Source organism: Streptomyces sp. rh34 (genome assembly GCF_002551245.1).
Classification (GTDB): domain Bacteria; phylum Actinomycetota; class Actinomycetes; order Streptomycetales; family Streptomycetaceae; genus Streptomyces.
In genome coordinates, this window is record NZ_NTGZ01000116.1 from 1 (window position 1) to 22,515 (window position 22,515).

Annotated in this window: 13 protein-coding genes and 1 pseudogene; 6 read left to right on the top strand and 8 right to left on the bottom strand. The window is 72.3% G+C overall.

The window, feature by feature from the left end; translation table 11 throughout:
• Positions 1–232 precede the first annotated feature (232 nt).
• The 3 genes and pseudogenes from CR470_RS21310 to CR470_RS21320 form a co-directional block, all read right to left on the bottom strand.
• Positions 233–1,654 carry a maltokinase N-terminal cap-like domain-containing protein gene (locus CR470_RS21310; RefSeq protein ID WP_097869149.1) on the bottom strand — a complete coding sequence of 474 codons (1,422 nt, stop codon included), beginning with the start codon at positions 1,652–1,654 and terminating at the stop codon, positions 233–235.
• Positions 1,655–1,886: 232 nt separating this feature from the next.
• Complete coding sequence (gene treS, locus CR470_RS21315) at positions 1,887–3,593, bottom strand: maltose alpha-D-glucosyltransferase (protein WP_097869150.1); 1,707 nt, start codon at positions 3,591–3,593, stop codon at positions 1,887–1,889.
• A pseudogene (locus CR470_RS21320) lies at positions 3,590–5,753 on the bottom strand (alpha-1,4-glucan--maltose-1-phosphate maltosyltransferase). The gene treS and the pseudogene CR470_RS21320 overlap by 4 nt, the downstream one beginning before the upstream one ends.
• Positions 5,754–6,428: 675 nt before the next feature.
• Here CR470_RS21320 and glgP point away from each other — a divergent pair.
• On the top strand, positions 6,429–9,098 hold the full coding sequence (glgP, locus tag CR470_RS21325) for an alpha-glucan family phosphorylase (RefSeq protein ID WP_097869161.1): 2,670 nt from the start codon (positions 6,429–6,431) through the stop codon (positions 9,096–9,098).
• An 86-nt stretch (positions 9,099–9,184) separates the two neighbouring features.
• On the opposite strand, the gene CR470_RS21330 is transcribed toward glgP, so the two are convergent.
• Both CR470_RS21330 and CR470_RS39665 read right to left on the bottom strand, forming a co-directional pair.
• Complete coding sequence (locus CR470_RS21330) at positions 9,185–11,230, bottom strand: M4 family metallopeptidase (RefSeq protein ID WP_097869151.1); 2,046 nt, start codon at positions 11,228–11,230, stop codon at positions 9,185–9,187.
• Between the two features lie 384 nt (positions 11,231–11,614).
• Positions 11,615–12,205, bottom strand: a complete 591-nt coding sequence (locus tag CR470_RS39665) for a TetR/AcrR family transcriptional regulator (protein WP_097869152.1) — start codon at positions 12,203–12,205, stop codon at positions 11,615–11,617.
• A gap of 138 nt (positions 12,206–12,343) precedes the next feature.
• Between CR470_RS39665 and CR470_RS21340 the strand changes: the two genes are divergently transcribed.
• The gene (locus tag CR470_RS21340; protein WP_097869153.1) at positions 12,344–13,435 is read left to right on the top strand and encodes an FAD-dependent oxidoreductase; all 1,092 of its coding nucleotides are present in this window, start codon (positions 12,344–12,346) and stop codon (positions 13,433–13,435) included.
• A 173-nt stretch (positions 13,436–13,608) separates the two neighbouring features.
• Here the strand turns inward: CR470_RS21340 and CR470_RS21345 are convergent, their stop codons facing one another.
• The 3 genes from CR470_RS21345 to CR470_RS21355 all read right to left on the bottom strand — a co-directional run bounded on the left by CR470_RS21345 (position 13,609) and on the right by CR470_RS21355 (position 18,473).
• Positions 13,609–14,406: an ATP nucleotide 3'-pyrophosphokinase gene (locus tag CR470_RS21345; RefSeq protein WP_097869154.1), complete on the bottom strand. Its 798-nt coding sequence runs from the start codon at positions 14,404–14,406 to the stop codon at positions 13,609–13,611.
• A 288-nt stretch (positions 14,407–14,694) separates the two neighbouring features.
• Entirely contained in the window at positions 14,695–16,575 is a 1,881-nt protein-coding gene (locus CR470_RS21350) for an ABC transporter ATP-binding protein (protein ID WP_097869155.1), read from the bottom strand.
• Positions 16,572–18,473 carry an ABC transporter ATP-binding protein gene (locus tag CR470_RS21355; RefSeq protein ID WP_097869156.1) on the bottom strand — a complete coding sequence of 634 codons (1,902 nt, stop codon included), beginning with the start codon at positions 18,471–18,473 and terminating at the stop codon, positions 16,572–16,574. The genes CR470_RS21350 and CR470_RS21355 overlap by 4 nt, the downstream gene beginning before the upstream one ends.
• A gap of 163 nt (positions 18,474–18,636) precedes the next feature.
• On the opposite strand from CR470_RS21355, the gene CR470_RS21360 reads away from it, so the two are divergent.
• From CR470_RS21360 to CR470_RS21375, 4 genes are all read left to right on the top strand, one after another.
• Positions 18,637–19,554 carry an ABC transporter ATP-binding protein gene (locus CR470_RS21360; protein WP_097869157.1) on the top strand — a complete coding sequence of 306 codons (918 nt, stop codon included), beginning with the start codon at positions 18,637–18,639 and terminating at the stop codon, positions 19,552–19,554.
• A gap of 1 nt (position 19,555) precedes the next feature.
• Positions 19,556–20,389, top strand: a complete 834-nt coding sequence (locus CR470_RS21365) for an ABC transporter permease (protein WP_097869158.1) — start codon at positions 19,556–19,558, stop codon at positions 20,387–20,389.
• Between the two features lie 68 nt (positions 20,390–20,457).
• Positions 20,458–21,747, top strand: a complete 1,290-nt coding sequence (locus CR470_RS21370; RefSeq protein WP_097869159.1) for a sensor histidine kinase — start codon at positions 20,458–20,460, stop codon at positions 21,745–21,747.
• Between the two features lie 55 nt (positions 21,748–21,802).
• A complete protein-coding gene (locus tag CR470_RS21375) occupies positions 21,803–22,456 on the top strand; it encodes a response regulator (protein ID WP_097869160.1) in 654 nt (217 codons plus the stop codon).
• Positions 22,457–22,515: the final 59 nt, after the last annotated feature.

Here is a 22,515-nt window from a genome sequence, read left to right on the forward strand (position 1 = left end):
CGCCACGTCGACGGCGGCTTCGGCTTCGGCCGCGGCTTCGACGGGGGCCTCGGCCGAGACCTCGACGGGGACTTCGGCGGTCTTGCGGGATGCCTTGCGGGACGGCTTGCGGGCGGTCACGGGGACTGCCTCCTCGAAGGGTGAAGGGGAGAACGCGAGAGGGAAGAGGGAGGAGCGGGGGTGGAGGGGAAGGCGGGGGAGAGGGCGGTGACGCGGGCGGGAAGGGTTCGGTTCACGCCGCCGCCGACTGGGCCAGCCGCTGGATGGCCGCCATCGGAACCGGCAGCCAGTCGGGGCGGTGCCGGGCCTCGTACAGCACCTCGTACACGGCCTTGTCGGTCTCATGGGCGCGCAGCAGTTCCGGTTCGCCGCGCGGGTCGCTGCCCGAGGCCTGCGCGTAGCCCTCGCAGTAGGCGGCACGGCAGCGGGCCGCCCACTCCGGGTTCCACGGGCGGTGCGAGCGGGCCGCGTAGTCGAAGGACCGCAGCATGCCCGCGACGTCGCGGACCGGGGGCGCCGGCATGCGGCGCTCGGGCAGGGGGCGGGCCGGTTCGCCCTCGAAGTCGATCAGCGACCAGAAGCCGTCGGCGGCGCGCAGCGTCTGTCCGAGGTGGAGGTCGCCGTGCACCCGCTGCTGGGCCCAGCCGCTGCCCCGGACCCCGAGGTCCGTCACCGCCTCGAACGCGGCGCGCAGTCCGGGGACGTACGGCACGAGCGCCGGGACCGCCTGGGCGGCGGCGTCAAGACGCTGGGTCATCCGGGAGACGAGCTGCCGGGTCTGGGTGCCTCGCAGCGCCGGGGTCGGCAGCGCGGCGGCGAGCGCGGTGTGCACCTCGGCGGTGGCCCGGCCCAGCGCCCGTGCCTCCGGCAGGAAGTCGCGGCCCGCGGCGAGCGCCGCCAGCGCGAGCTGCCAGCCGTCGCGCGCGCCGTGCAGGAACGGCTGGAGGACGCCGAGGGTGAGCGGCTCGGGGCCGGGCGCCTCGAACCAGGCGACCGGGGCCGGCACCCGGTCGCACCCCTCGCCGCCGAGGGCGAGCGGCAGTTCCAGGTCCGGGTTGGTGCCCGGGAAGACGCGCCGGAAGATCTTGAGGATGAACGCGTCCCCGTAGACGAGCGAGGAGTTGGACTGTTCGGCGTCCAGTACCCGGGGCGCGAGACCGGCCGGGATCGCGGCGGTCCGCTCGAAGCGCAACGGGCCGAGGCTCCCGGGGCGGCGGAAGCGTTCCAGCAGCACATCGGCCAGCCGGGGGTCGCGCAGCGCGTCGTAGACGGTCCGGCCGGCGAGCGGGCCCCGCTCCACCCGGCCGATCAGGGCGCCCGCGAGGAACGGCGGCAGTGACGTTCTTGCACCGAGGAGCAGCTGGTAGCAGTCCTCGGCCGGGCGGGTCTGCTGCGAGGACTGTTCGACCCGCAGCAGCAGGTGCAGCAGCCCCGGGCCCGCCGTGCCGTCCAGCGGCAGCATCTCGGTGGCCGAGACCAGGGAGAAGCCGGTGACCGGCCGGCCCTTGCCGGCGAACCACCGTTGCCGGGGCAGCCAGGCGTGGAGCAGCGGGGCGAGGGACGGGAGCAGGGTCCCGTCCGCCGTGCTGCTGGGCGTTGCGCTGTTCCTCGTGCTCTTCGCCAGGGCGACGTGAGTGGATGCAGCCTCCGACATGGCATCGCGTCCTTTCCCCGGGCACACCACAGGATGCGAAGAGTGTCCCGGATTGCGGCAATGGCTGTCCGGCTGTGCGGGACGTGTCGGGAGAGGAGGGTCCTTACGGACCCGAACGGCGGAACGGTGAAGGCCGAAGGCGCCGGAGAGGTCAAGGCCCAAGGCCTTTCCATGGCGTCAGGGTGCCCCGTGCGGGACGGTGGAAACCGTCCCGCACGGGGCGGGACCGGCATCAGGCCGGCGGCGCGTCCTTGCGCAGCCGGAACCAGTAGAAGCCGTGTCCCGCAAGGGTCAGCAGGTAGGGCCACTGGCCGATGGCCGGGAAGCGTACCCCGCCGATCAGTTCCACCGGATGACGTCCGTTGAACGATCGCAGGTCCAGTTCCGTCGGCTGGGCGAACCGCGAGAAGTTGTGCACGCACAGGACGAGATCGTCCTTGTACTCGCGGGTGAAGGCCAGCACCGCCGGGTTGGAGGAGGGCAGTTCGGTGTACTGACCGAGGCCGAAGGCCGGATTCTGCTTCCGGATCTCGATCATCCGGCGGGTCCAGTGCAGCAGCGAGGACGGCGAGGCCATCGACGCCTCGACGTTGGTGACCTGGTAGCCGTAGACCGGGTCCATGATCGTGGGGAGGTAGAGCCGCCCCGGATCACTGGAGGAGAACCCGGCGTTGCGGTCGGGCGTCCACTGCATCGGGGTGCGCACCGCGTCCCGGTCACCCAGCCAGATGTTGTCGCCCATCCCGATCTCGTCCCCGTAGTAGAGGATCGGGGAGCCGGGCAGCGACAGCAGCAGGGCGGTGAACAGCTCGATCTGGTTGCGGTCGTTGTCCAGCAGCGGGGCCAGGCGCCGCCGGATGCCGATGTTGGCGCGCATCCGCGGGTCCTTGGCGTACTCCGCGTACATGTAGTCGCGCTCTTCGTCCGTGACCATTTCGAGGGTCAGCTCGTCGTGGTTGCGCAGGAAGATGCCCCACTGGCAGTTCTTCGGGATCGCCGGGGTCTTGGCCAGGATCTCGGAGACCGGGTAGCGGCTCTCGCGGCGCACCGCCATGAAGATCCGCGGCATCACGGGGAAGTGGAACGCCATGTGGCACTCGTCCCCGCCCTGCTCGTAGTCGCCGAAGTAGTCGACGACGTCCTCCGGCCACTGGTTGGCCTCGGCGAGGAGCACGGTGTCCGGGTAGTTGGCGTCGATCTCCTTGCGGACCCGCTTGAGGAAGTGGTGGGTCTCGGGGAGGTTCTCGCAGTTGGTGCCCTCGCGCTGGTAGAGGTAGGGCACCGCGTCGACCCGGAAGCCGTCGATGCCCAGGTCCAGCCAGAAGCGCAGGGCCGCGAGGATCTCCTCCTGCACCGCCGGGTTCTCGTAGTTGAGATCCGGCTGGTGCGAGAAGAAGCGGTGCCAGTAGTACTGCTTGCGCACCGGGTCGAAGGTCCAGTTGGACGTCTCGGTGTCGACGAAGATGATCCGGGCGTCCTGGAACTGCTTGTCGTCGTCCGCCCAGACGTAGTAGTCGCCGTACGGCCCGTCCGGGTCGGTGCGGGACTGCTGGAACCACTCGTGCTGATCGCTCGTGTGGTTCATGACGAAGTCGATGATGACGCGCATGCCCCGCTGGTGCGAGGCGTCCACGAACTCCACGAAGTCGGCGAGATCGCCGAACTCCGGCAGGACGGCGGTGTAGTCGGAGACGTCGTAGCCCCCGTCGCGCAGCGGCGACTTGAAGAACGGCGGCAGCCAGAGGCAGTCGACGCCGAGCCACTGGAGATAGTCCAGCTTGGCGGTGATGCCCTTGAGGTCGCCGATTCCGTCGCCGTTGGAGTCCTGGAAGGACCGGACGAGCACCTCGTAGAAGACGGCACGCTTGAACCAGTCGGGATCGCGGTCCTTGGCGGGAGTGTCCTCGAACGTGTCGTGGACAGGCTCATTGACGATCATGGTGTGGGTGACCCTCCGGTCGGCGGGGACGGTCGCAGGACGGCGATGTGCGCGGGCGTGATGCCCGGCTCTAGGCGCACATAGAAGGCCCTGCCCCAGTGGTAGGTATCGCCGGTGAGCTCGTCGCGCACCGGTACGCGCTCGTGCCATGAGAGGCCGAGCCGCTCCATGTCCAACGAGACCGTGGCCTCCTGGGTGTGGTGCGGGTCGAGGTTCACGACCACCAGAACGGTGTTCGTTCCGGAGCGCTTGCTGTAGGCGATCAGCGCTTCGTTGTCGGTGTGGTGGAAGTGGACGTCGCGCAGCTGCCGCAGAGCGGGGTTACGCCGGCGGATCCGGTTCAGCGAGGTGATCAGGGGGGTCAGCGTGCGGCCTTCGCGTTCCGCCGACTCCCAGTCCCTCGGCCGCAGTTCGTACTTCTCCGAGTGCAGGTACTCCTCGCTCCCCGGCGTGGCCGGGGTGTTCTCGCACAGCTCGAATCCCGCGTACACGCCCCAGGACGGGGAGAGTGTCGCGGCCAGGACCGCCCGCGCCTCGAAGGCCGGGCGGCCGCCCTCCTGGAGGTAGCCGGGAAGGATGTCGGGGGTGTTCACGAAGAAGTTCGGCCGCATGTGGGAGGCGGCTTCGCCGGACAGCTCCGTGACGTACTCGGTCAGCTCCTGCTTGGTGTTGCGCCAGGTGAAGTACGTGTACGACTGCTGGAAGCCGACCGCGCCCAGGGTGTGCATCATCGCCGGGCGGGTGAACGCCTCCGCCAGGAAGATGACGTCGGGGTCGGCGCCGTTGATCTCCTCGATGACCTTCTCCCAGAAGACCACCGGCTTGGTGTGCGGGTTGTCGACCCGGAAGATCCGCACCCCGCGGTCCATCCAGAAGCGCAGGACGCGCACCGTCTCCGCCACCAGACCGCGCATGTCCTTGTCGAAGGCGATCGGATAGATGTCCTGGTACTTCTTCGGCGGGTTCTCGGCGTACGCGATCGAACCGTCGGGGCGGTGGTGGAACCAGTCCGGGTGCTCCTTGACCCACGGGTGGTCCGGCGAGCACTGGAGCGCGAAGTCCAGCGCGATCTCCATCCGCAGATTGCGGGCCACCGAGACGAAGTGGTCGAAGTCCTCCAGCGTCCCCAGCTCCGGGTGGACCGCGTCGTGCCCGCCGTCCGGCGAACCGATCGCCCACGGCACGCCCGGGTCGTGCTCCCCGGGCGTCAGGCTGTTGTCCGGACCCTTGCGGTGCGTCGTCCCGATCGGATGGATCGGCGGCAGGTACACCACGTCGAACCCCATCGCGGCGACCGCCGGCAGCCGCTCGGCGGCCGTCCGGAAGGTGCCGCTGACCAGCCGGGTCGCGACGTCCGGCGAGGTGTCCGCCGGGTCCACCGGCACCCGCTTCGCGCCCTCCGAGCGCGGGAACAGCTCGTACCACGACCCGAACAGCGCCCGCTCGCGCTCCACCCGCACCGCCAGCGGCTTGGAGCGGGTGACCAGTTCGCGCAGCGGATACCGGGCCAGGACCGCGTCGGCGGCCGGGGTCAGCGCGGCGGCCAGCCGGGCGGCCGGCGGGTGGGCCGTGTCGCGCAGCGCGTCCACCGCGGCCAGCACCTGTCTCTTATACACATCTCTGAGCGGGCTGGCAAGGCAGACCNTACACGCCTCCCTCGCGCCATCAGAGATGTGTATAAGAGACAGCCAGCCGGGCGGCCGGCGGGTGGGCCGTGTCGCGCAGCGCGTCCACCGCGGCCAGCACCGCCTCACGGCCGTGCTTCTTCGGGACGCCCGCCGCGGCCCGCTCCAGCAGAGCCGCGCCCTCCGCCAGCACCAGGTCCGTGTCGATGCCCGCCGGGACCTTGATCGCGGCGTGGTGCCGCCAGGTGGTGACCGGATCGCTCCAGGCCTCCACCGTGTACGTCCAACGGCCCTCGGAGGTCGGAGTGACCTCGGCCCCCCACCGGTCCGTGCCCTGCGCCAGCTCGCTCATCGGGGTCCACGGCCCGACCCGTCCGCTCGGATCGCGCAGCACGACGTTGGCGGCCACCGCGTCATGGCCTTCGCGGAAGACGGTGGCGCTGACCTGGAAGGTCTCACCGGTGACGGCCTTCGCCGCCCGTCTGCCGCAGTCGACGAGAGGACGGACGTCCAGGACGGGAATACGACCGATCATGGAATCACCTGAGGGCTGGAGGAGCTCGGCGTGCACGGGGGACGGCACGGGCGCGGAGGACCGACCGCGTGTGCCGCGAAGACGGGGATCAGTCCTTTGTAGCTGCTCAGCTGTCCGCTGACGGGCTGTGGGCATGGCCGCTCCTGTCCGCATTCACTCGAATGGCACTCGAATGGGTGGGTCGCGGGGGTTTCGTGCATGTTTCTGGAAGCGCGGAGAAGGTCGGCGGGCCGGGTCGTGCCGCGTACCGGGGAAGCCTTCCCCGCGTCCGCGGGTGGGAGATCCGACGCTGTGTCAACTGCTCGGTCGTAGTCGACCGCCAGGGCTCCGCCGGGAATTGCGGGACAGTCCTCGGGGGAGCCCGAAGCGCCCCACGGGTTCCGGATACCCGCTCTGCGGCGCCACACGGCAGCCTTCCCTGTGCCAGGGCGGTCCACAAGGCTGTGTACGGGGTGAAATCGGACAAACCCCCAGGTAAGCGGAGTGGCGGGGGATTGCGGGCGGGGCGGGAGGTGCCCCTGTGGCGAGGTGCGCACCGACCGTGCCGGGACCTCGCGCGCCGTCCGCGCGCCGTGGCGGGCCGCCACGGACGGCCGTTACCTTCAGGGGTGACGGAAGGGACGCACCCGTGGTGCGTCCGCCCGGATGCGCAAGTCCCCTGTAAAGGTGGAGTACGTGAAGGCCATTCGTCGATTCACCGTGCGTCCTGTCCTCCCCGAACCCCTCCGACCTCTCCACGACCTCGCGCACAACCTGCGCTGGTCGTGGCACACCGAGACCCGTGAGCTCTTCCGGTCCGCCGACCCCGAGGGCTGGCGGCCCGCGGACGCCGACCCCGTACGCCTGCTCGGCTCGCTGTCCGCCGGGCGGCTCACCGACCTGGCCGGGGACGAGGAGTACCTCGGCCGCCTCGCCGAGGCCTCCGCCGATCTGGCCGCATATCTGGACGGCCCCCGCTGGTACCAGGAGCGGCGGGCCGCCGGAGCGGAACTCCCCTCCGCCGTCGCCTACTTCTCACCCGAATTCGGCGTCACCGCGGCGCTGCCCCAGTACAGCGGCGGCCTCGGCATCCTGGCCGGCGACCACCTCAAGGCGGCCAGCGACCTCGGCGTCCCGCTCATCGGCGTCGGCCTGCTCTACCGGCACGGCTACTTCCGCCAGACCCTCTCGCGCGAGGGCTGGCAGCAGGAGCACTATCCCGTCCTCGACCCCAACGAGCTCCCGCTCGACCTGGTCCGCGAGGCCGACGGCGCCCCCGCCCGGGTGGTGCTCGCCCTGCCCGGCGGACGCTCGCTGCACGCCTGCATCTGGCTGGCCCGGGTCGGCCGGGTGCCGCTGCTCCTGCTCGACTCCGACGTCGAGGAGAACGCCCCGGGCGAACGCGACGTCACCGACCGGCTGTACGGCGGCGGCAGCGATCACCGCCTGCTCCAGGAGATGCTGCTCGGCATCGGCGGGGTGCGCGCGGTGCGCACCTGGTGCCGGCTGACCGGCACGCCGGAGCCGGAGGTGTTCCACACCAACGAGGGCCACGCCGGCTTCCTCGGCCTGGAGCGCATCCGTGAACTGATCCCCACCGGGCTCGACTTCGACGCCGCCCTCGAAGTGGTCCGGGCCGGGACCGTCTTCACCACCCACACCCCGGTGCCCGCCGGGATAGACCGCTTCGACCGGGGGCTCGTCGCCCGCCACTTCGGTGACGACGGCGAGTTGCCCGGCGTGGGCGTCGAGAAGATCCTGCGGCTCGGCACCGAGACCTACCCCGGCGGTGAGCCGGAGCTGTTCAACATGGCGGTGATGGGCCTGAGGCTCGCCCAGCGCGCCAACGGCGTCTCCACCCTGCACGGTGCCGTCAGCCGGGAGATGTTCTCCGGGCTCTGGCCGGGCTTCGACCCGGCCGAGGTGCCGATCACCTCCGTCACCAACGGGGTCCACGCACCGACCTGGGTCGCCCCCGAGGTGTTCCGGCTCGGTGCGAGCCAGGTCGGCGAGGGCCGCGCCCACCAGGTGCTGGCGGGCGGCGCGGTGGACGACGAGGCCGCCTCGCGGAGTGGCACCCCACGCCGCTGGGACGCGGTGGGCGGCATCGGCGACCAGGAGATCTGGGACCTGCGCCGGGAGCTGCGCGGCCAATTGGTCACCGAGGTCCGGCGCAGGCTCTACGCCTCGTGGCGCCGGCGCGGCGCGGGCACCGCCGAACTGGGCTGGATCGACGGTGTCCTCGACCCGGACGTCCTGACGATCGGCTTCGCCCGGCGCGTCCCCTCGTACAAGCGGCTCACGCTGATGCTGCGCGACCGCGACCGGCTGCGGGCGCTGCTGCTGCACCCGACCCGCCCGATCCAGATCGTCGTCGCGGGCAAGGCCCATCCCGCCGACGACGGCGGCAAGCGGCTGGTGCAGGAACTGGTGCGGTTCGCGGACGACGCGGGGGTCCGCCACCGCATCGTCTTCCTCCCGGACTACGGGATGGGCATGGCCCAGAAGCTCTACCCGGGCTGCGACGTCTGGCTCAACAACCCGCTGCGCCCGCTGGAGGCGTGCGGCACGAGCGGGATGAAGGCGGCGCTGAACGGCTGCCTCAACCTGTCCGTGCGCGACGGCTGGTGGGACGAGTGGTTCGACCCGGACTTCGGCTGGGAGATCCCCACCGCCGACGGCTCGGCGACCGACGAGGACCGCCGCGACGAGCTGGAGGCGAACGCCCTGTACGCCCTGATCGAGGACCGGGTCGCCCCGCTCTTCTACGACCGGGGGAGCGGCGGCCTGCCCGACCGCTGGATCGAGATGGTCCGCTCCACCCTGGTCAATCTGGGACCCCGGGTGCTCGCGGGGCGGATGGTGCGCGAGTACGTGGAGCGCCTGTACACCCCCGCCGCGCAGTCCCGGCGGGCCCTGGACCCCGGGGCCGCGCAAGATCTCGCCCGGTGGAAGGCCAAGGTCCGGGAGGCCTGGCGCGGGGTCTCCGTCGACCATGTGGAGTCGGTGACCGGCACCGCGGCGGGCGGCTCGGCGGAGCTCGGCGCCACCCTGGCGCTGCGGGTGCGGGTCGCGCTCGGCGGCCTGGACCCGGACGACGTGGAGGTCCAGGTGGTCGCGGGCCGGGTCGATGCGGGCGACGCCATCGCGGACGCCCAGGTGTTCCCGCTGAAGCCGGCGGGCGGCCAGGACCTGGAGGACCGCTGGCTGTACGAGGGTCCGCTCGCGCTGGACCGGACGGGACCGTACGGCTACACCGTGCGCGTCCTGCCCGCCCACCCGTTGCTGGCCGGCAGCGCCGAACTGGGCCTGGTCGCGCTGCCGACCGGGGCGACGGGGGAGGGCGCGGGCGTGCTGCTGCGCTGAGCGCGCGCCACGGCGGAACCGAGGGACCCGGCACCGGTGCGGTGCCGGGTCCCTGTGCTTCCCGGGGGGCGGTGGGCCCGGTGGGATCAGAAGGTGAGCTTGAAGCTGTTGATCCGCCCGGTGTCCTGGCGCGCGACGTCCTGGACCTTCAGCTTCCACACCCCGTTGGCCACCTCGGACGAGGCGTTGACCGTGTAGGTCGCCACCACGTTGTCCGCGGAGTCGCCGGAGGAGCGGTTCTTCAGCCGGTACGCGGTGCCGTCCGGGGCCACCAGGTCGATGACCAGGTCACCACGCCAGGTGTGCGTGATGTTCACGTCCGCCTTGAGGGTGCTCGGCGCGTTGCCGGTCACACCGGAGACGGTGACCGAGCTGGTGACGGCCGCCCCGGCGTCCGGGATGGTCACCGGGGTGGTGTTCTCGAACACCTTGCCGCCCGGGTCGGGGTCGCCGCCGCCGGGGCGGGCGCCCACGTTGATGCCGGCCCAGGCGTGCGCCACGGCCGCGTACTCGGGGCTGGTGGCCCCGTACAGCTCACTGGCGACCGCGAGCGTGCCGGTGCGGGCAGCCGCGTAGTTGGTCGTCGAGGTGAACTTGGTGGTGAGCGCCTTGAACCAGATCTGTGCGGCCTTGTCCCGGCCGATGCCGGTCACCGGGAGCCCGTCGGAGGTCGGCGAGTCGTAGTTGACGCCGTTGACGGTCTTGGCGCCGCTGCCCTCGGAGAGCAGGTAGAACCAGTGGTTCGCCGGGCCCGAGGAGTAGTGGACGTCGACGTTGCCGATGCCCGAGTACCAGTAGTCCTTGGACGCGCCGTCCTTGGAGGGCTTGTCCATGTAGCGCAGCGGGGTGCCGTCGCCGTTGATGTCGATCTTCTCGCCGACCATGTAGTCGCCCGGGTCCTGCGCCGTGTCGGAGTAGAACTCCACACCCGCGGCGAAGATGTCGGAGGTGGCCTCGTTGAGGCCGCCGGACTCGCCGCTGTAGTTCAGCCCGGCCGTGACCGAGGTCAGGCCGTGCGTCATCTCGTGGGCGGCCACGTCCAGGGAGGTCAGCGGCTTGACGTTGCCGCTGCCGTCGCCGTACGTCATGCAGAAGCAGCTGTCCTGCCAGAACGCGTTGACGTAGTTGTTGCCGTAGTGGACGCGGGAGTACGCGCCGACGCCGTCACCGCGGATGCCGGAGCGGCCGTGCACGTTCTTGTAGTAGTCCCACGTCTCGGCCGCGCCGTAGTGGGCGTCCGCGCCGGCCGTCTCGGCGTTCTGCGGAGTGCCGTCGCCCCAGATGTCGTCCGGGCCGGAGAACAGCGTGCCGGTGCCGGAGCTGCCCCGGTTCAGGTTGTACGTCTTGTGGTTGCCGCGCGTGGTGTCGGTCAGGGTGTACGAGGGCGCGGTGCCCAGGGTGACCTGGCCGTTGTACTGCGTGTTGCCCGTGCCGTTGTGGACGGCCTGCCACTCGTAGAGCTTCTCGCCGGAGGCGGCGTCCGTGAGGACGTGCAGCTCGTTCGGGGTGCCGTCGTGCTGGAGTCCGCCGACCACGGTCTCGTACGCGAGCTGCGGGGATCCGCTGCCCAGCCACACCACCTTGCGCGGGGCCTCACTGGCCTTCTTCGCCTTCGAGCCCTCGGCCTTCGCCGCGGCGAGCGCCTGCTGCTCGGCCGCTGCCGGGGCCACGTCGGCGGTGAGGCCGACGGCCTTCAGCTGCGCGCTGGTCGCCTTCGACGCCTTGCTGACGCCCTCGGTCGCCCCGGCCGCGGACTCCATGACCACGAGATCGCCGCCGAGGACGGGAAGCCCGTTCAGGGTGCGCTCGTAGCGGGTGTGCGTCGTGCCGTCGCGGTCCTGGACGACATCGCGGACCACGAGCTTCTCCGTCGACCCGAGGCCGAGCTCCTTGGCGGTGGCCGCCCTGGTGGCGTTCGCCTCGCTGAGCAGCTCGGCTCGCTGGGCGGGGGAGAGCTTGGCGGGCAGGGCGCCCGGGTCGGCCTTCGTGCCGACGGTGATGCCGCCGAGCGGGGCCGAGGCGGGAGCGGAGGTGGCGGTCGCGGCGCCGGACGGGACGGCGACGGCTATGAGGGCCGCTGCGGCTATCAGTGCGCCGGTCGCGGTGGCGCGGCGGTTGGGCGTGGATCTCACGCGGACTCCTTCTGCGAGGGGGGTACCGGCGGCGCTGGACGGGCCGTCCGGACGGTGCAGGCGGTGCGCGGAACGGGGTGAAGAGTGTCAGCAAATGACCGCACCTGTCAGGACCGCGTCAATAAGTTGGCCGGTTTTCGTTCGTTGCTGGAAAGGTCATGTTCGTTAAGCGGACGTTTCACCGATCATTGCCGCGGTGTTACCGGGCGTTGTGGAGCCCGGTATTCACAGGGTGGCCACAGGTTTCGTACGCGACGCGCACCGTGGCGTCGCGGGCGGGAAGGGCCGCGACGACCGCCTGATGAGACAGCGTCGGGTTCTGGCCAGATTCGCGCACCGGAATGCGCCGGTCCGTCAGGATGGGGTGCGGGGCGGCCGAGGCGCTCAGGCGGTGGCCCCCGGCGGGTACACCGCGTCCAGGAGGTCGCGCACGAAGCGGTCCACGTCGTCCAGCCCCGCCGCCGCGAGCGTGGCCGGGCCGTTCGTCAGCAGATGCGGGATCGCCGCGTGCAGCGCGAGGGTGACGACGGCGGCGCGCTCCGGGGTGACGGGCAGTCCGGCGGAGCGCTGGGCCAGCTCCATGCCCACGAAATCCCCGCTCGCCATCGGGTCGAGGATCCCGGACAGCCAGGGGCGCCGGGTCGCCTCGGCCTGGAGCTCCAGCACCGCCAGCAGCCGGGAGCGGCCCGGCCCCGCGACGTTCTCCAGGAGGGAGCGGAAGAGGATCGCCAGGCCCTCGCGGTCCGCCGGTCCCGGGCCGGCCGCCAACTGCCCGGTGAGCGCGAGGTACTGCTCCAGGCATCGTTCCGCCGCCGCGCGGAGCACCGCGTCCCGGGTCGGGAAGTAGTTCTTGGTGGTGCCCGGCGGCACCTCGGCCGCCCGGTCCACGGCCCGGTGGGTCAGCCCGCGCCCGCCTTCCCCGGCCAGCACCTCGACGGCCGCGTCCCGCAGCCGGTCCCGCCGGTCCGGATTCACGCGCGCTCCCTCACTCCCGTACCGCTGCCGCGTCCTCGGCCTGTCCTTGCCGATGCTACCCCAGCCGTGGTACCACAGATGTGGTAGTTCTCCGTGCGGTGCTCCTCCGTACGGTCCGAACGAGCTCGGGAGCGCGACATGACAGGAACGGCGACCGTGGTCGGCGCGGGCATCGGCGGTCTGGCGACCGCGGTCGGACTTCGCCGCGCGGGCTGGACGGTCACGGTGCTGGAGCGGCGCGCCGAACTGGAGCGGTACGGCGGGGCCTTCGGCATCCACCCCACCGCACAGTCCGCGCTCGACCGGCTCGGCGTGGGCGACGCGCTGCGCGACCACGCCGTGCCCTACCGCGACGCGCACATCCGCACCCCGGACGGGACGTCGATCGCGCGCCTCCCGCTGGAGCGCATCGAACGCAAGGCGGGCCGACCTGAACTCCTCATCTCCCGGTTCCGCCTGCTCGACGCCCTGGTCGCCGCCATCGAGGCCTTCGGAGACGTCCCGCTGAAGCTCGGCGAAGGGGTCACCGACGTGGACGCCCTCGCCGCCGGGCAGGACCTGGTGATCGGCGCCGACGGCATCCGCAGCACCGTTCGCACCGCCCGTTTCGGCGACCGCAGCGGCCCGCGCAGGATCGGCACCGTCGCCTGGATCGGCACCGCCGACTTCGAGAGCCCGGTGTACGGCGAGACCTGGGGCAGCGGCCGCTTCTTCGGGATGACCCCGGTCGAACCGGGCCGCACCAACTGGTACGCCACGGTGCCCGAGGCCACCACCGCCGAGGAGTTGCGCGCCTCCTTCGCGGGCTGGCACGACCCGGTCCCGCGCGTCCTGGACGCCACCGACCCGGCCACCTGGATCCGCTACGACATGCTCCACCTCTACCCGGCGCTGCCCGCCTTCGTCGCCGTCGGCACCCGGCCTGCCTCCCGCGTCTCCACCGGCGACCGGCCCGCACCCGTCGCCCTGGTCGGCGACGCGGCCCACGCCATGACGCCCAACCTCGGCCAGGGGGCCTGCACCGCGATCCTGGACGCGGACGCCCTGACCCGCGCACTCGCCGTGGCACCCCCCGGCCCTGCGGGCGTCGCGGGGGCCCTGCACGCCTACGACCGCGAACGCCGCCGCAGCGCCCAGCGGACCGCCCTCGCCTCGCGGACCCTGCACCGCTTCATGAGCACGGAGCGCACCCGGCTGCGGGACGCGGCGGTGCGGCTGCTGCCCGGGTGAGCTTCACGGGCCTGGCCTGCCCCTGCCCCGTCCACGGACTCACGTCCGTCCGCAGGGGCGGTCGTGGTGCGGACACACGGGGCCGGCCTCGGCACGTGCCCGGAGAAGCTGCCGTGCCGAGGCCGGCCGCCGGGCCGTGCCGGTGGCGCCGCTGTGCTGCCGCTGTGGTGCCGCTACCCCAGCGGTACGGGTACCCGGGCCGGGAGAGGCGCGGTCAGCCGGTCCGCGCCCGCCGGGACGGGAACGGCGGCGAAGAGAGCGTTCTGCTGTTCCTGCAGTTCCTTCTTCCGCTCCGGGCCGGTGCCGGGGAGGCGCTGCTCCTCGTACAGCTTGTGCGTGGCTTCCTGGGCCTGCTTGCTGGCGGGGGTGTGGAACTGGACCTCGAAGAGCTGCCCCGAACGGGGGGCGCGCCAGCCGGTGTTGAGCCCCTTGTACCCCTGGGAGCGGCCCCAGGTGTTGGACCACTTGGTGCTGTCGTTGCCCCATGCGGAGAGCGTCCGCGCGGCGGTCGTGACGCCGTCCGTGTACGGGGCGTCGCGCAACTGGAGGGTGTAGCGGACCGCGTCACTGAGCGTGGCGAGCGCGGCCTCGGCGCTCTGTCCGGGGTGCTCCTTGAGCGAGGTGGCGACCTTCCGCTTGAGTGAGTCCGGGGACTTCAGCCGGTTCTCGAAGCCGATCACCTCGGCGCCGGCGATCCAGGCCGCGGCCCGCACCTGAGGGCTGATGTCCCGCTCGGCCCGCCGGGCTTTTTCGATGTAGTCGTCGACCCGCTCGTTGTCGGCCGGGCCGAGGGAGAGCCCGCCCTCCCCGGTCCATCCGTCCCCCGGCTGCTGGGCGACAGCCGTCCGGGAGGCGCCGGCCCTGTCCGGTCCGGCGGGGACGGCCACGGCGGTGGAGGTGATGCCGATGGAGAGCGCGGTGGCCAGTGCGGCCGTGATCGCGCCCCGGGTGACGGTACGGGTGGTGGTCATCCGAGTGAGTCCTGCCTTCGCGTAGGGGTCGTTACGCGCGGCACAACTGGCACACCGGGACGGAGGTGTCGTGCGGAGGGCCAACGAGGTGATCTTTGGCCGGATCCGCTCACGGCGGGTTTCCGGCCGGCGCGGCACCGGGTGACGGGCAGGTGGTCACGGCGGCCACGGCGGGGCGTCGGGTGCCCCGTTCCGGCACGTCGGCCGTCGGAAAGGTCCGTGTCACGGACAACAGCCCGCCTCACAGGGGCATGTGCCGTCAGCGCCTTTCGGCAGTGAGGAGCGCCCTCAGGCCAGGCTGTCCTTCCACGTCCGGTGCAGCCCCGCGAACCGCCCCGTCCCGCCGATCAGTTCGGCGGGTGCGCCGTCCTCCACGATCCGGCCGTGCTCCATCACCAGCACCCGGTCCGCGATCTCCACCGTGGAGAGCCGGTGGGCGATCACCACCGCCGTGCGGCCGTGCAGCACCGTGTCCATGGCCCGCTGCACCGCCCGCTCGCCGGGGACGTCCAGGGAGCTGGTCGCCTCGTCCAGGATCAGCACCGCCGGGTTCGCCAGCAGGGCCCGGGCGAACGCCACCAACTGCCGCTGGCCCGCCGAGATGCGCCCGCCCCGCTTGCGTACGTCCGTGTCGTAGCCGTCCGGGAGGGCGGTGATGAAATCGTGCGCGCCGATCGCCTTCGCGGCGTGCTCGATCTCCTCGCGGGTGGCGTCCGGGCGGCCGATCGCGATGTTCTCCGCGACCGTCCCGGAGAACAGGAACGCCTCCTGCGTCACCATCACCACGCCCCGTCGCAGCTCGGCGGTGTCCAGGTCGCGCAGGTCGGTGCCGTCCAGCAGGACCCGGCCCTCGGTCGGGTCGTAGAAGCGGGCCAGCAGCCGGGCCAGCGTCGACTTGCCCGCGCCCGTCGACCCGACGACCGCCACCGTCCGGCCCGCCGGGATGTGCAGGTCGAAGGTGGGCAGCACCTCGCCGCCCGTACGGTAGGCGAACCGCACACCGTCGAACGTGACCTCCCGGCCCGGGAGATCGCCCGAGCGCGGCGGCAGTTCCTTCGGCCGGTCGGTCTCCGGGACGTTCGGGGTCTGGGCCAGCAGGCCGGCGATCTTCGTCAGCGAGGCCGCCGCCGACTCGTAGGAGTTGAGGAACATCCCCAGCCGGTCGATCGGGTCGTACAGCCGCCGTATGTACAGCACCGCCGCCGCCAGCACGCCGAGTGCCAGCGTGCCGTCCGCCACCCGGTAGGCGCCCCACAGCACCATTCCGGCCACCGCCGTGTTCGCGATCAGCCGCGAACCGATGACATAACGGGCCATCTCCAGTATCGCGTCGCCGTTCGCCCGCTCGTGGCGGGTGTTCAGCGCGGTGAAGACGGTGTCGTTGCTCCGCTCGCGGCGGAACGCCTGGACCGGACGGATGCCGTTCATCGTCTCCGCGAACTTCACGATCACCGCCGCGATCGCCGTCGACCGCGCCGTGAACGCGACGGAGGCCCGCCGCCGGTACACGCGGACCAGCAGATACAGCGGTACGAAGGAGAGCGTGGCGATCGAGCCGATCCCCAGGTCCAGCCAGAGCAGTACCAACGCGATCGACACGAACGACAGGACCACGCCGATCAGTTCCTGGAGGCCCTCGCCCAGCAGCTCCCGCAACGATTCCACATCCGTCGTGGAGCGCGAGATCAGCCGGCCCGAGGTGTAGCGCTCGTGGAAGTCGACGCTGAGCGCCTGCGCGTGCCGGAAGATCCGGCCGCGCAGATCGAGCAGCACGTCCTGGTTGATCCGCGCGGCGGCCCGGACGAAGCCGTACTGGAGGACACCCGCGCCGACGGAACAGAGCGCGTAGGCGATCGCGACCGCGACCAGCGGCCCGTAGTCGTGGTCACGGAACGCCGGAACCCCGCTGTCGATCGCGTACGCCACCAGCAGCGGGCCCGCCTGCATCGCGACCTGCTGGACCAGCAGGAGCAGGGCCGACACCGCGACCCGGCCGCGCATCGGGGCCAGCAGCGAGAACAGCAGCGCCCTGGTCGCCCCGGGCGGCGCGGGCAGGTCGTCCCGGTCGAACGGGTCGTCGACGCGCCCGCGTGCGGGCGCGACCCGGCTCCTCGGCGTGCCGTCGTCATCGGCGGCCGGGAGCGACGCGTCGTCGGTGGTCGTGGTCATCGGGCACTGCCCTCCTCGGCGGGGACCTGCTGGGCGGGGGCGCTCACCGAAGTGGCGGGGCGCTGTGCGGCGGGCTCGTCCACCCGTGAGGCGGGCTTGTCCACCGGTGCGGCGGGAGGCCGTGCGGCGGGCTCGTCACCGGCGCCGGACATCAGCCAGGCGTACTCCGCGTTGTCGCGCAGCAGCTCCTGATGGGTGCCGACCGCGGCGATCCGCCCCCCGGACAGCAACGCCACCCGGTCGGCCAGCATCACGGTGGAGGGGCGGTGCGCCACGACCACCGCGGTCGTCCGCTCCAGGACCTGCCGCAGCGCGGCCTCCACCAGCGTCTCCGTGTGCACGTCCAGCGCGGAGAGCGGGTCGTCCAGCACCAGGAAGCGCGGCTCCCCGACCACGGCTCGGGCCAGCGCGAGGCGCTGGCGCTGGCCGCCGGACAGGCTCAGGCCCTGCTCGCCGACCTCGGTGTCCAGCCCCTGGGGCAGCTCGTGGACGAAATCGGCCTGGGCGACCGACAGCGCCCGGCGCACCTGCTTCTCGTCGGCGTCCGCCGCGCCCATCGTCACGTTCTCGCCGACCGTCGCGGAGAACAGCGTCGGCTCCTCGAACGCCACCGAGACCAGCTCCCGCAGCCGCGAACGCTCCATCGTGGCGATGTCCTCGCCGTCCAGCGTGATCCGACCGCCGGTCACCTCGTGCAGCCGGGGCACCAGAGCGGTGAGCGTCGTCTTGCCCGACCCCGTACCCCCGACGAGGGCCAGCGTCTCACCGGGCCGGATGTGCAGATCGATCCCGGCGAGGACCGGCGGCGAGCCCGGATCCGCGTCCGGGTAGCGGAACTCGACGCCCTCGAACACCATCCCCGGCGCGGTGTCCGGCGCGCCCTCGCGGACCGGCGCCGCCCCGGGCTCCTCCGCCGCGTCCATCACCTCGAAATACCGGTCGGTCGCGGTCGCCGACTCCTGGCTCATCGCCAGCAGGAAGCCGATCGACTCCACCGGCCAGCGCAGGGCGAGCGCCGTGGACAGGAACGCCACCAGCGTGCCCGCGGACAGCGTGCCGTCCGCCACCTGGATCGTGCCGAGCACCAGCGCCGCGCCGATCGCCAGCTCCGGGAGGGCGGTGATCAGCCCCCAGATCCCGGCGAGCAGCCGGGCCTTGCCCAGCTCCGTGGTGCGCAGCCGGTGCGACAGCGCCCGGAACGCCTGCGCCTGGCTGCGGTGCCGGCCGAAGCCCTTGACGACGCGGATGCCCAGCACGCTCTCCTCGACGACCGTGGTGAGGTCGCCGACCTGGTCCTGGGCCCGGCGCGTGACCACCGAGTACTTCGTCTCGAACAGCGAGCACAGGATCATCAGCGGCACCGCGGGCGCCAGCAGCACCAGTCCGAGCGTCCAGTCCTGGGCGAACAGGAGGACGAACCCGACCAGGATCGTGGTCGCGTTGACGACCAGGAAGGTCAGCGGGAACGCCAGGAACATCCGCAGCAGCATCAGATCCGTCGTCCCGCGCGACAGCAGCTGACCCGAAGCCCAGCGGTCGTGGAACGCGACCGGCAGCCGTTGCAGATGGCGGTAGAGATCCGCCCGCATCGACGCCTCGACCCCGGCCAGCGGTCGCGCCACCAGCCACCGCCGCAGCCCGAACAGCAGCGCCTCCGCGATACCCAGCAGCAGCAGGTACAGCGCCCCCAGCCACACCCCGCCCGGGTCGCGGTCGGCGACGGGACCGTCCACCATCCACTTCAGGACGAGGGGAATCACCAGCCCCAGACAGGACGCCAGGATCGCCACGAAGGCGGCCGTGAACAGGCGCACCCGCACGGGTCGGACATAGGGCCACAGGCGCAGGAGGGAGCGCACGGCGGACCGGTCCGTGCGCTCTGCAGGCTTTTTGGGCATCAGGGGCGACCTTACGTTTCACCACTGACATCGGTCCTGCCAATTTCCGCCGGGCCGGACCCACCACCGGCGACGGTCGTACCCCGGGTCAACCGATCGGTTGACGCACCGTCGAGCGTGACGGCGGATACCGCCCGCGCCCGCCCGCCGGAACCCTGGGGGCATGGCAATCATCGAAGTCAACGGGGTGCGCAAGGCCTACGCGGGCCGTGACGTGGTCGACGGCGTCTCCTTCTCCGTCGACGAGGGGGAGATCTTCGGCATCCTCGGCCCCAACGGCGCGGGCAAGACCACCACCGTCGAATGCGTGGAGGGCCTGCGCATCCCCGACGCGGGCACCATCAGGGTCGCCGGGCTCGACCCCGTCGCCGACCACGACCGGGTGACGCGGCTGCTCGGCGCCCAGCTCCAGGAGAGCGAGCTCCAGGCCAAACTGACCGTACGGGAGGCGCTGGAGCTCTACACCGCCTTCTACCCGGCCCCCGCCGACTGGCGGCCGCTCGCGGACCGGCTCGGCCTGACGGACCGGCTCACCACCCGCTTCGCCAAGCTCTCCGGAGGCCAGAAGCAGCGCCTGTTCATCGCCCTCGCCCTGATCGGCAACCCGAGGGTCGTCGTGCTCGACGAGCTGACCACCGGCCTCGACCCGCGAGCCCGCCGCGACACCTGGAAGCTCATCGAGGAGATCCGCGACGGCGGGGTGACCGTCCTGCTCGTCACCCACTTCATGGAGGAGGCCCAGCGCCTCTGCGACCGGATCGCCGTCATCGACCGGGGCAGGGTCGTCGCCCTGGACACCCCGGCCGGGCTGATCCGGCAGGCCACCGGCTCCACCGTGCTCTCCTTCGTCCCCTCCCGCACCCCGACCGGACCCGAGCTCGAACGGCTCGCCGCGCTTCCGGGGGTCGCCTCGGTGACCCCGCCCGACGCCGCCGGCGTCCTCGTCCTGGGCGCCACGGACGACACCATCACACCGCTCGTCTCCCTGCTCGCCGAACTCGGCGTCACCGCCCAGCGGCTGCGGATCACCGAGACCAGCCTCGACGAAGCCTTCCTCGACCTCACCGGACAGGACGCCTGACATGACCCCCGACGCCACCACCGCCCCGGCCGCCGCACCCTACGCCTCCCCGCCCGACGCCTCCCGGCCCGCCGCCTCCGCGCCCGCCCGCCGACGGGGCCCCATGGCGGCCGTACTGCTCACCGAGACCCGGCTCTTCCTCCGCGAACCGGGCAGCCTCTTCTGGATCCTCGCCTTCCCGACCGTCCTCCTGGTGATCCTCGGCTTCGTCCCGGCCTTCAAGGAGCCCGACGACACCCTCGGCGGACGCCGGGTCATCGACCTCTACGTCCCCGTCTCGGTCCTGCTCGCCATGATCATGGCCGGACTCCAGGCGATGCCGCCGGTTCTCACCGCCTACCGTGAGCGCGGCATCCTGCGCCGCATGTCCACCACCCCGGTGCGGCCCTCGGCCCTGCTCACCGCCCAGATCACCCTGCACGGCGCCGCCGCCCTCGGCTCGTCGCTCCTGGTCGTCGCCGTCGGCCGCCTCGGCTACGGAGTCGCGCTGCCCGGACAACTGCCGGGGTACGCGCTGGCGCTGCTGCTCGCGATCGCCGCCGTGCTCGCCCTGGGCGCGACGATCTGCGCCCTGTCCCGTACGACGAAGGCGGCCACCGCGGTCGGGTCGGTCGCCTACCTCACGATGATGTTCACCGCCGGAGTCTGGGTGCCCGTCCAGGCGATGCCCGACACCCTGCGCCGCATCGTGGAGATCACCCCGTTCGGCGCCGCCTCCCAGGCCCTGGACCAGGCCGCCTCCGGCCACTGGCCGAGCTGGGCGTACCTCGGGGTCGTCGCGCTGTGGACCGCGGCTCTGGGCCTCGCGGCCGGCCGGCTCTTCCGGTGGCAGTGACGGAGATGCGGGGCGCGGCCCCCGTACCGGGAGTGACGGGCACCGCGCGGCCGGGGGAGACTGCGCGCATGACGCAGTCGCCCGGCGCCCCGCGCCCGTACGTCACGGTGGTGCCCCACACCGTCGAGCACCGCTGGGAGCAGTTCTACCGGTACGGGCCCTACGCCGTTCTCACCCTCGCCACCCTGGTCTCGTCCGTCGCCGCGGGCCTGCTCATGACCCGCGCCGAGATGTACACGGCCGGGGCGCTGGTCGCCTCCGCGTACGGGCTCCAGCTCTGGTGGGGCCGGGCCCGCCTCCGTACCACGCCGGGTGCTCCGGCCGGGGCGGCCTACTACGGCGCCCGGACCGTCCTCGCCTTCGCCCTGACCTGGCTCAACCCGTTCTTCGCCATCTACGCGGCCCTCGGCTACTTCGACGTCGAACCCCTGCTGCCCAGGCGCGTCGTCCGGATCGGGCTGCTCGCCACCGCCGTCACCCTGGCCGGTTCGCAGAGCGGGGGCCTGCCGCCCGCCTCCCTGATGAACTGGGTCGCCTTCGGCGCGCTGTACGTCCTCAACGTCTCCCTCGCCCTCTTCTTCTGGCATGTCGGCATGCGGGAGGAGGAGAAGGCCCGGATCCAGGTCGAGACCATCGCCGAGCTGGAGCGCACCAACCTCCGGCTGGAGGAGGCCTTGGCCCAGAACGCGGCCCTGCACGCCCAACTCCTCGTCCAGGCCCGCGAGGCCGGGGTCGACGACGAGCGGCGCCGGCTCGCCGCCGAGATCCACGACACCCTCGCCCAGGGCCTCACCGGGATCATCGCCCAGCTCCAGGTCGTCACCTCCGTCACGGACCGCGATCCGGAGACCGCCCGCGTCCATCTGGAGCGGGCCGCCGCGCTCGCCCGCCACAGCCTCGGGGAGGCCCGCCGCTCCGTGCGCGACCTGGGCCCCGTCGCCCTGGAGCACGACGAACTGGCCGGGGCGCTGGAGAAGACGGTCGCCGGCTGGGCCGAACAGCACCGCGTCCGGGCCGACTTCACCGTCACCGGCACCGTCGAACCGGTCCACGACGAGATCGCCGCCACCCTGCTGCGTATCGCGGGCGAGGCCCTCGCCAACGCCGGGCGGCACTCCGGGGCCACCCGGGTCGGGGTGACGCTGTCCTTCATGGACGACGAACTGACCCTGGACGTACGGGACGACGGGCGCGGCTTCGACCCCGCGGCCGCCGCCCCGGCCGGCCGCACCGGAGGCTTCGGCCTCGGCGGTATGCGGGCCCGCGCGGAGCGCATCGCGGGCGCGGTCGAGGTGGAGTCGGAACCGGGCGGCGGCACGGCGGTGTCGGCCAGAGTCCCCCTGGTCAGGCACCCGTGAACCGCACGGCGGTGGCCCCTGGTCAGACACCCGTGGGCCCCCGTACGGTGCCGTCATGACCGAGACCACCGCCCGCGCCATCAGCCTCGTCGTCGTCGATGACCACCCGGTCGTCCGGGACGGGCTGCGGGGCATGTTCGCCGCCGCACCCGGATTCGAGGTCCTCGGCGAGGCGGCGAACGGCGTGGACGCCCTCGCGGCCGTCGAGAGCCTCGACCCCGACGTCGTCCTGATGGACCTGCGGATGCCGGGCGGCGGGGGAGTGGCGGCCATCGCGGAGCTGACCCGGCGCGGTGCGCGCTCCCAGGTCCTGGTGCTGACCACGTACGACACCGACTCCGACACCCTGCCCGCGATCGAGGCGGGCGCGACCGGCTACCTCCTCAAGGACGCCCCGCGCGAGGAACTGTTCGCGGCCGTCCGGGCCGCCGCCGACGGGCGCAGCGTCCTGTCGCCCGCCGTCGCCTCCCGGCTGATGACCCGGGTCCGCACCCCCGCCGCCGATCCCGCCGGGGCCGCCCTGTCGGCCCGCGAGCGCGAGGTGCTGGTCCTGGTGGCGCGGGGCACCACCAACCGGGAGATCGCCGCCGAGCTGTTCATCAGCGAGGCGACCGTGAAGACCCACCTCACCCACATCTTCGCCAAGCTGGGCGTCAAGGACCGGGCCGCGGCCGTCGCCGTCGGCTACGACCGCGGCATCCTCGGCTGATCCGGGCCCTTCCCCCCTTCCCCCCTTCCCCCCTTCCCCCTTCCCCCTTCCCCCTACGC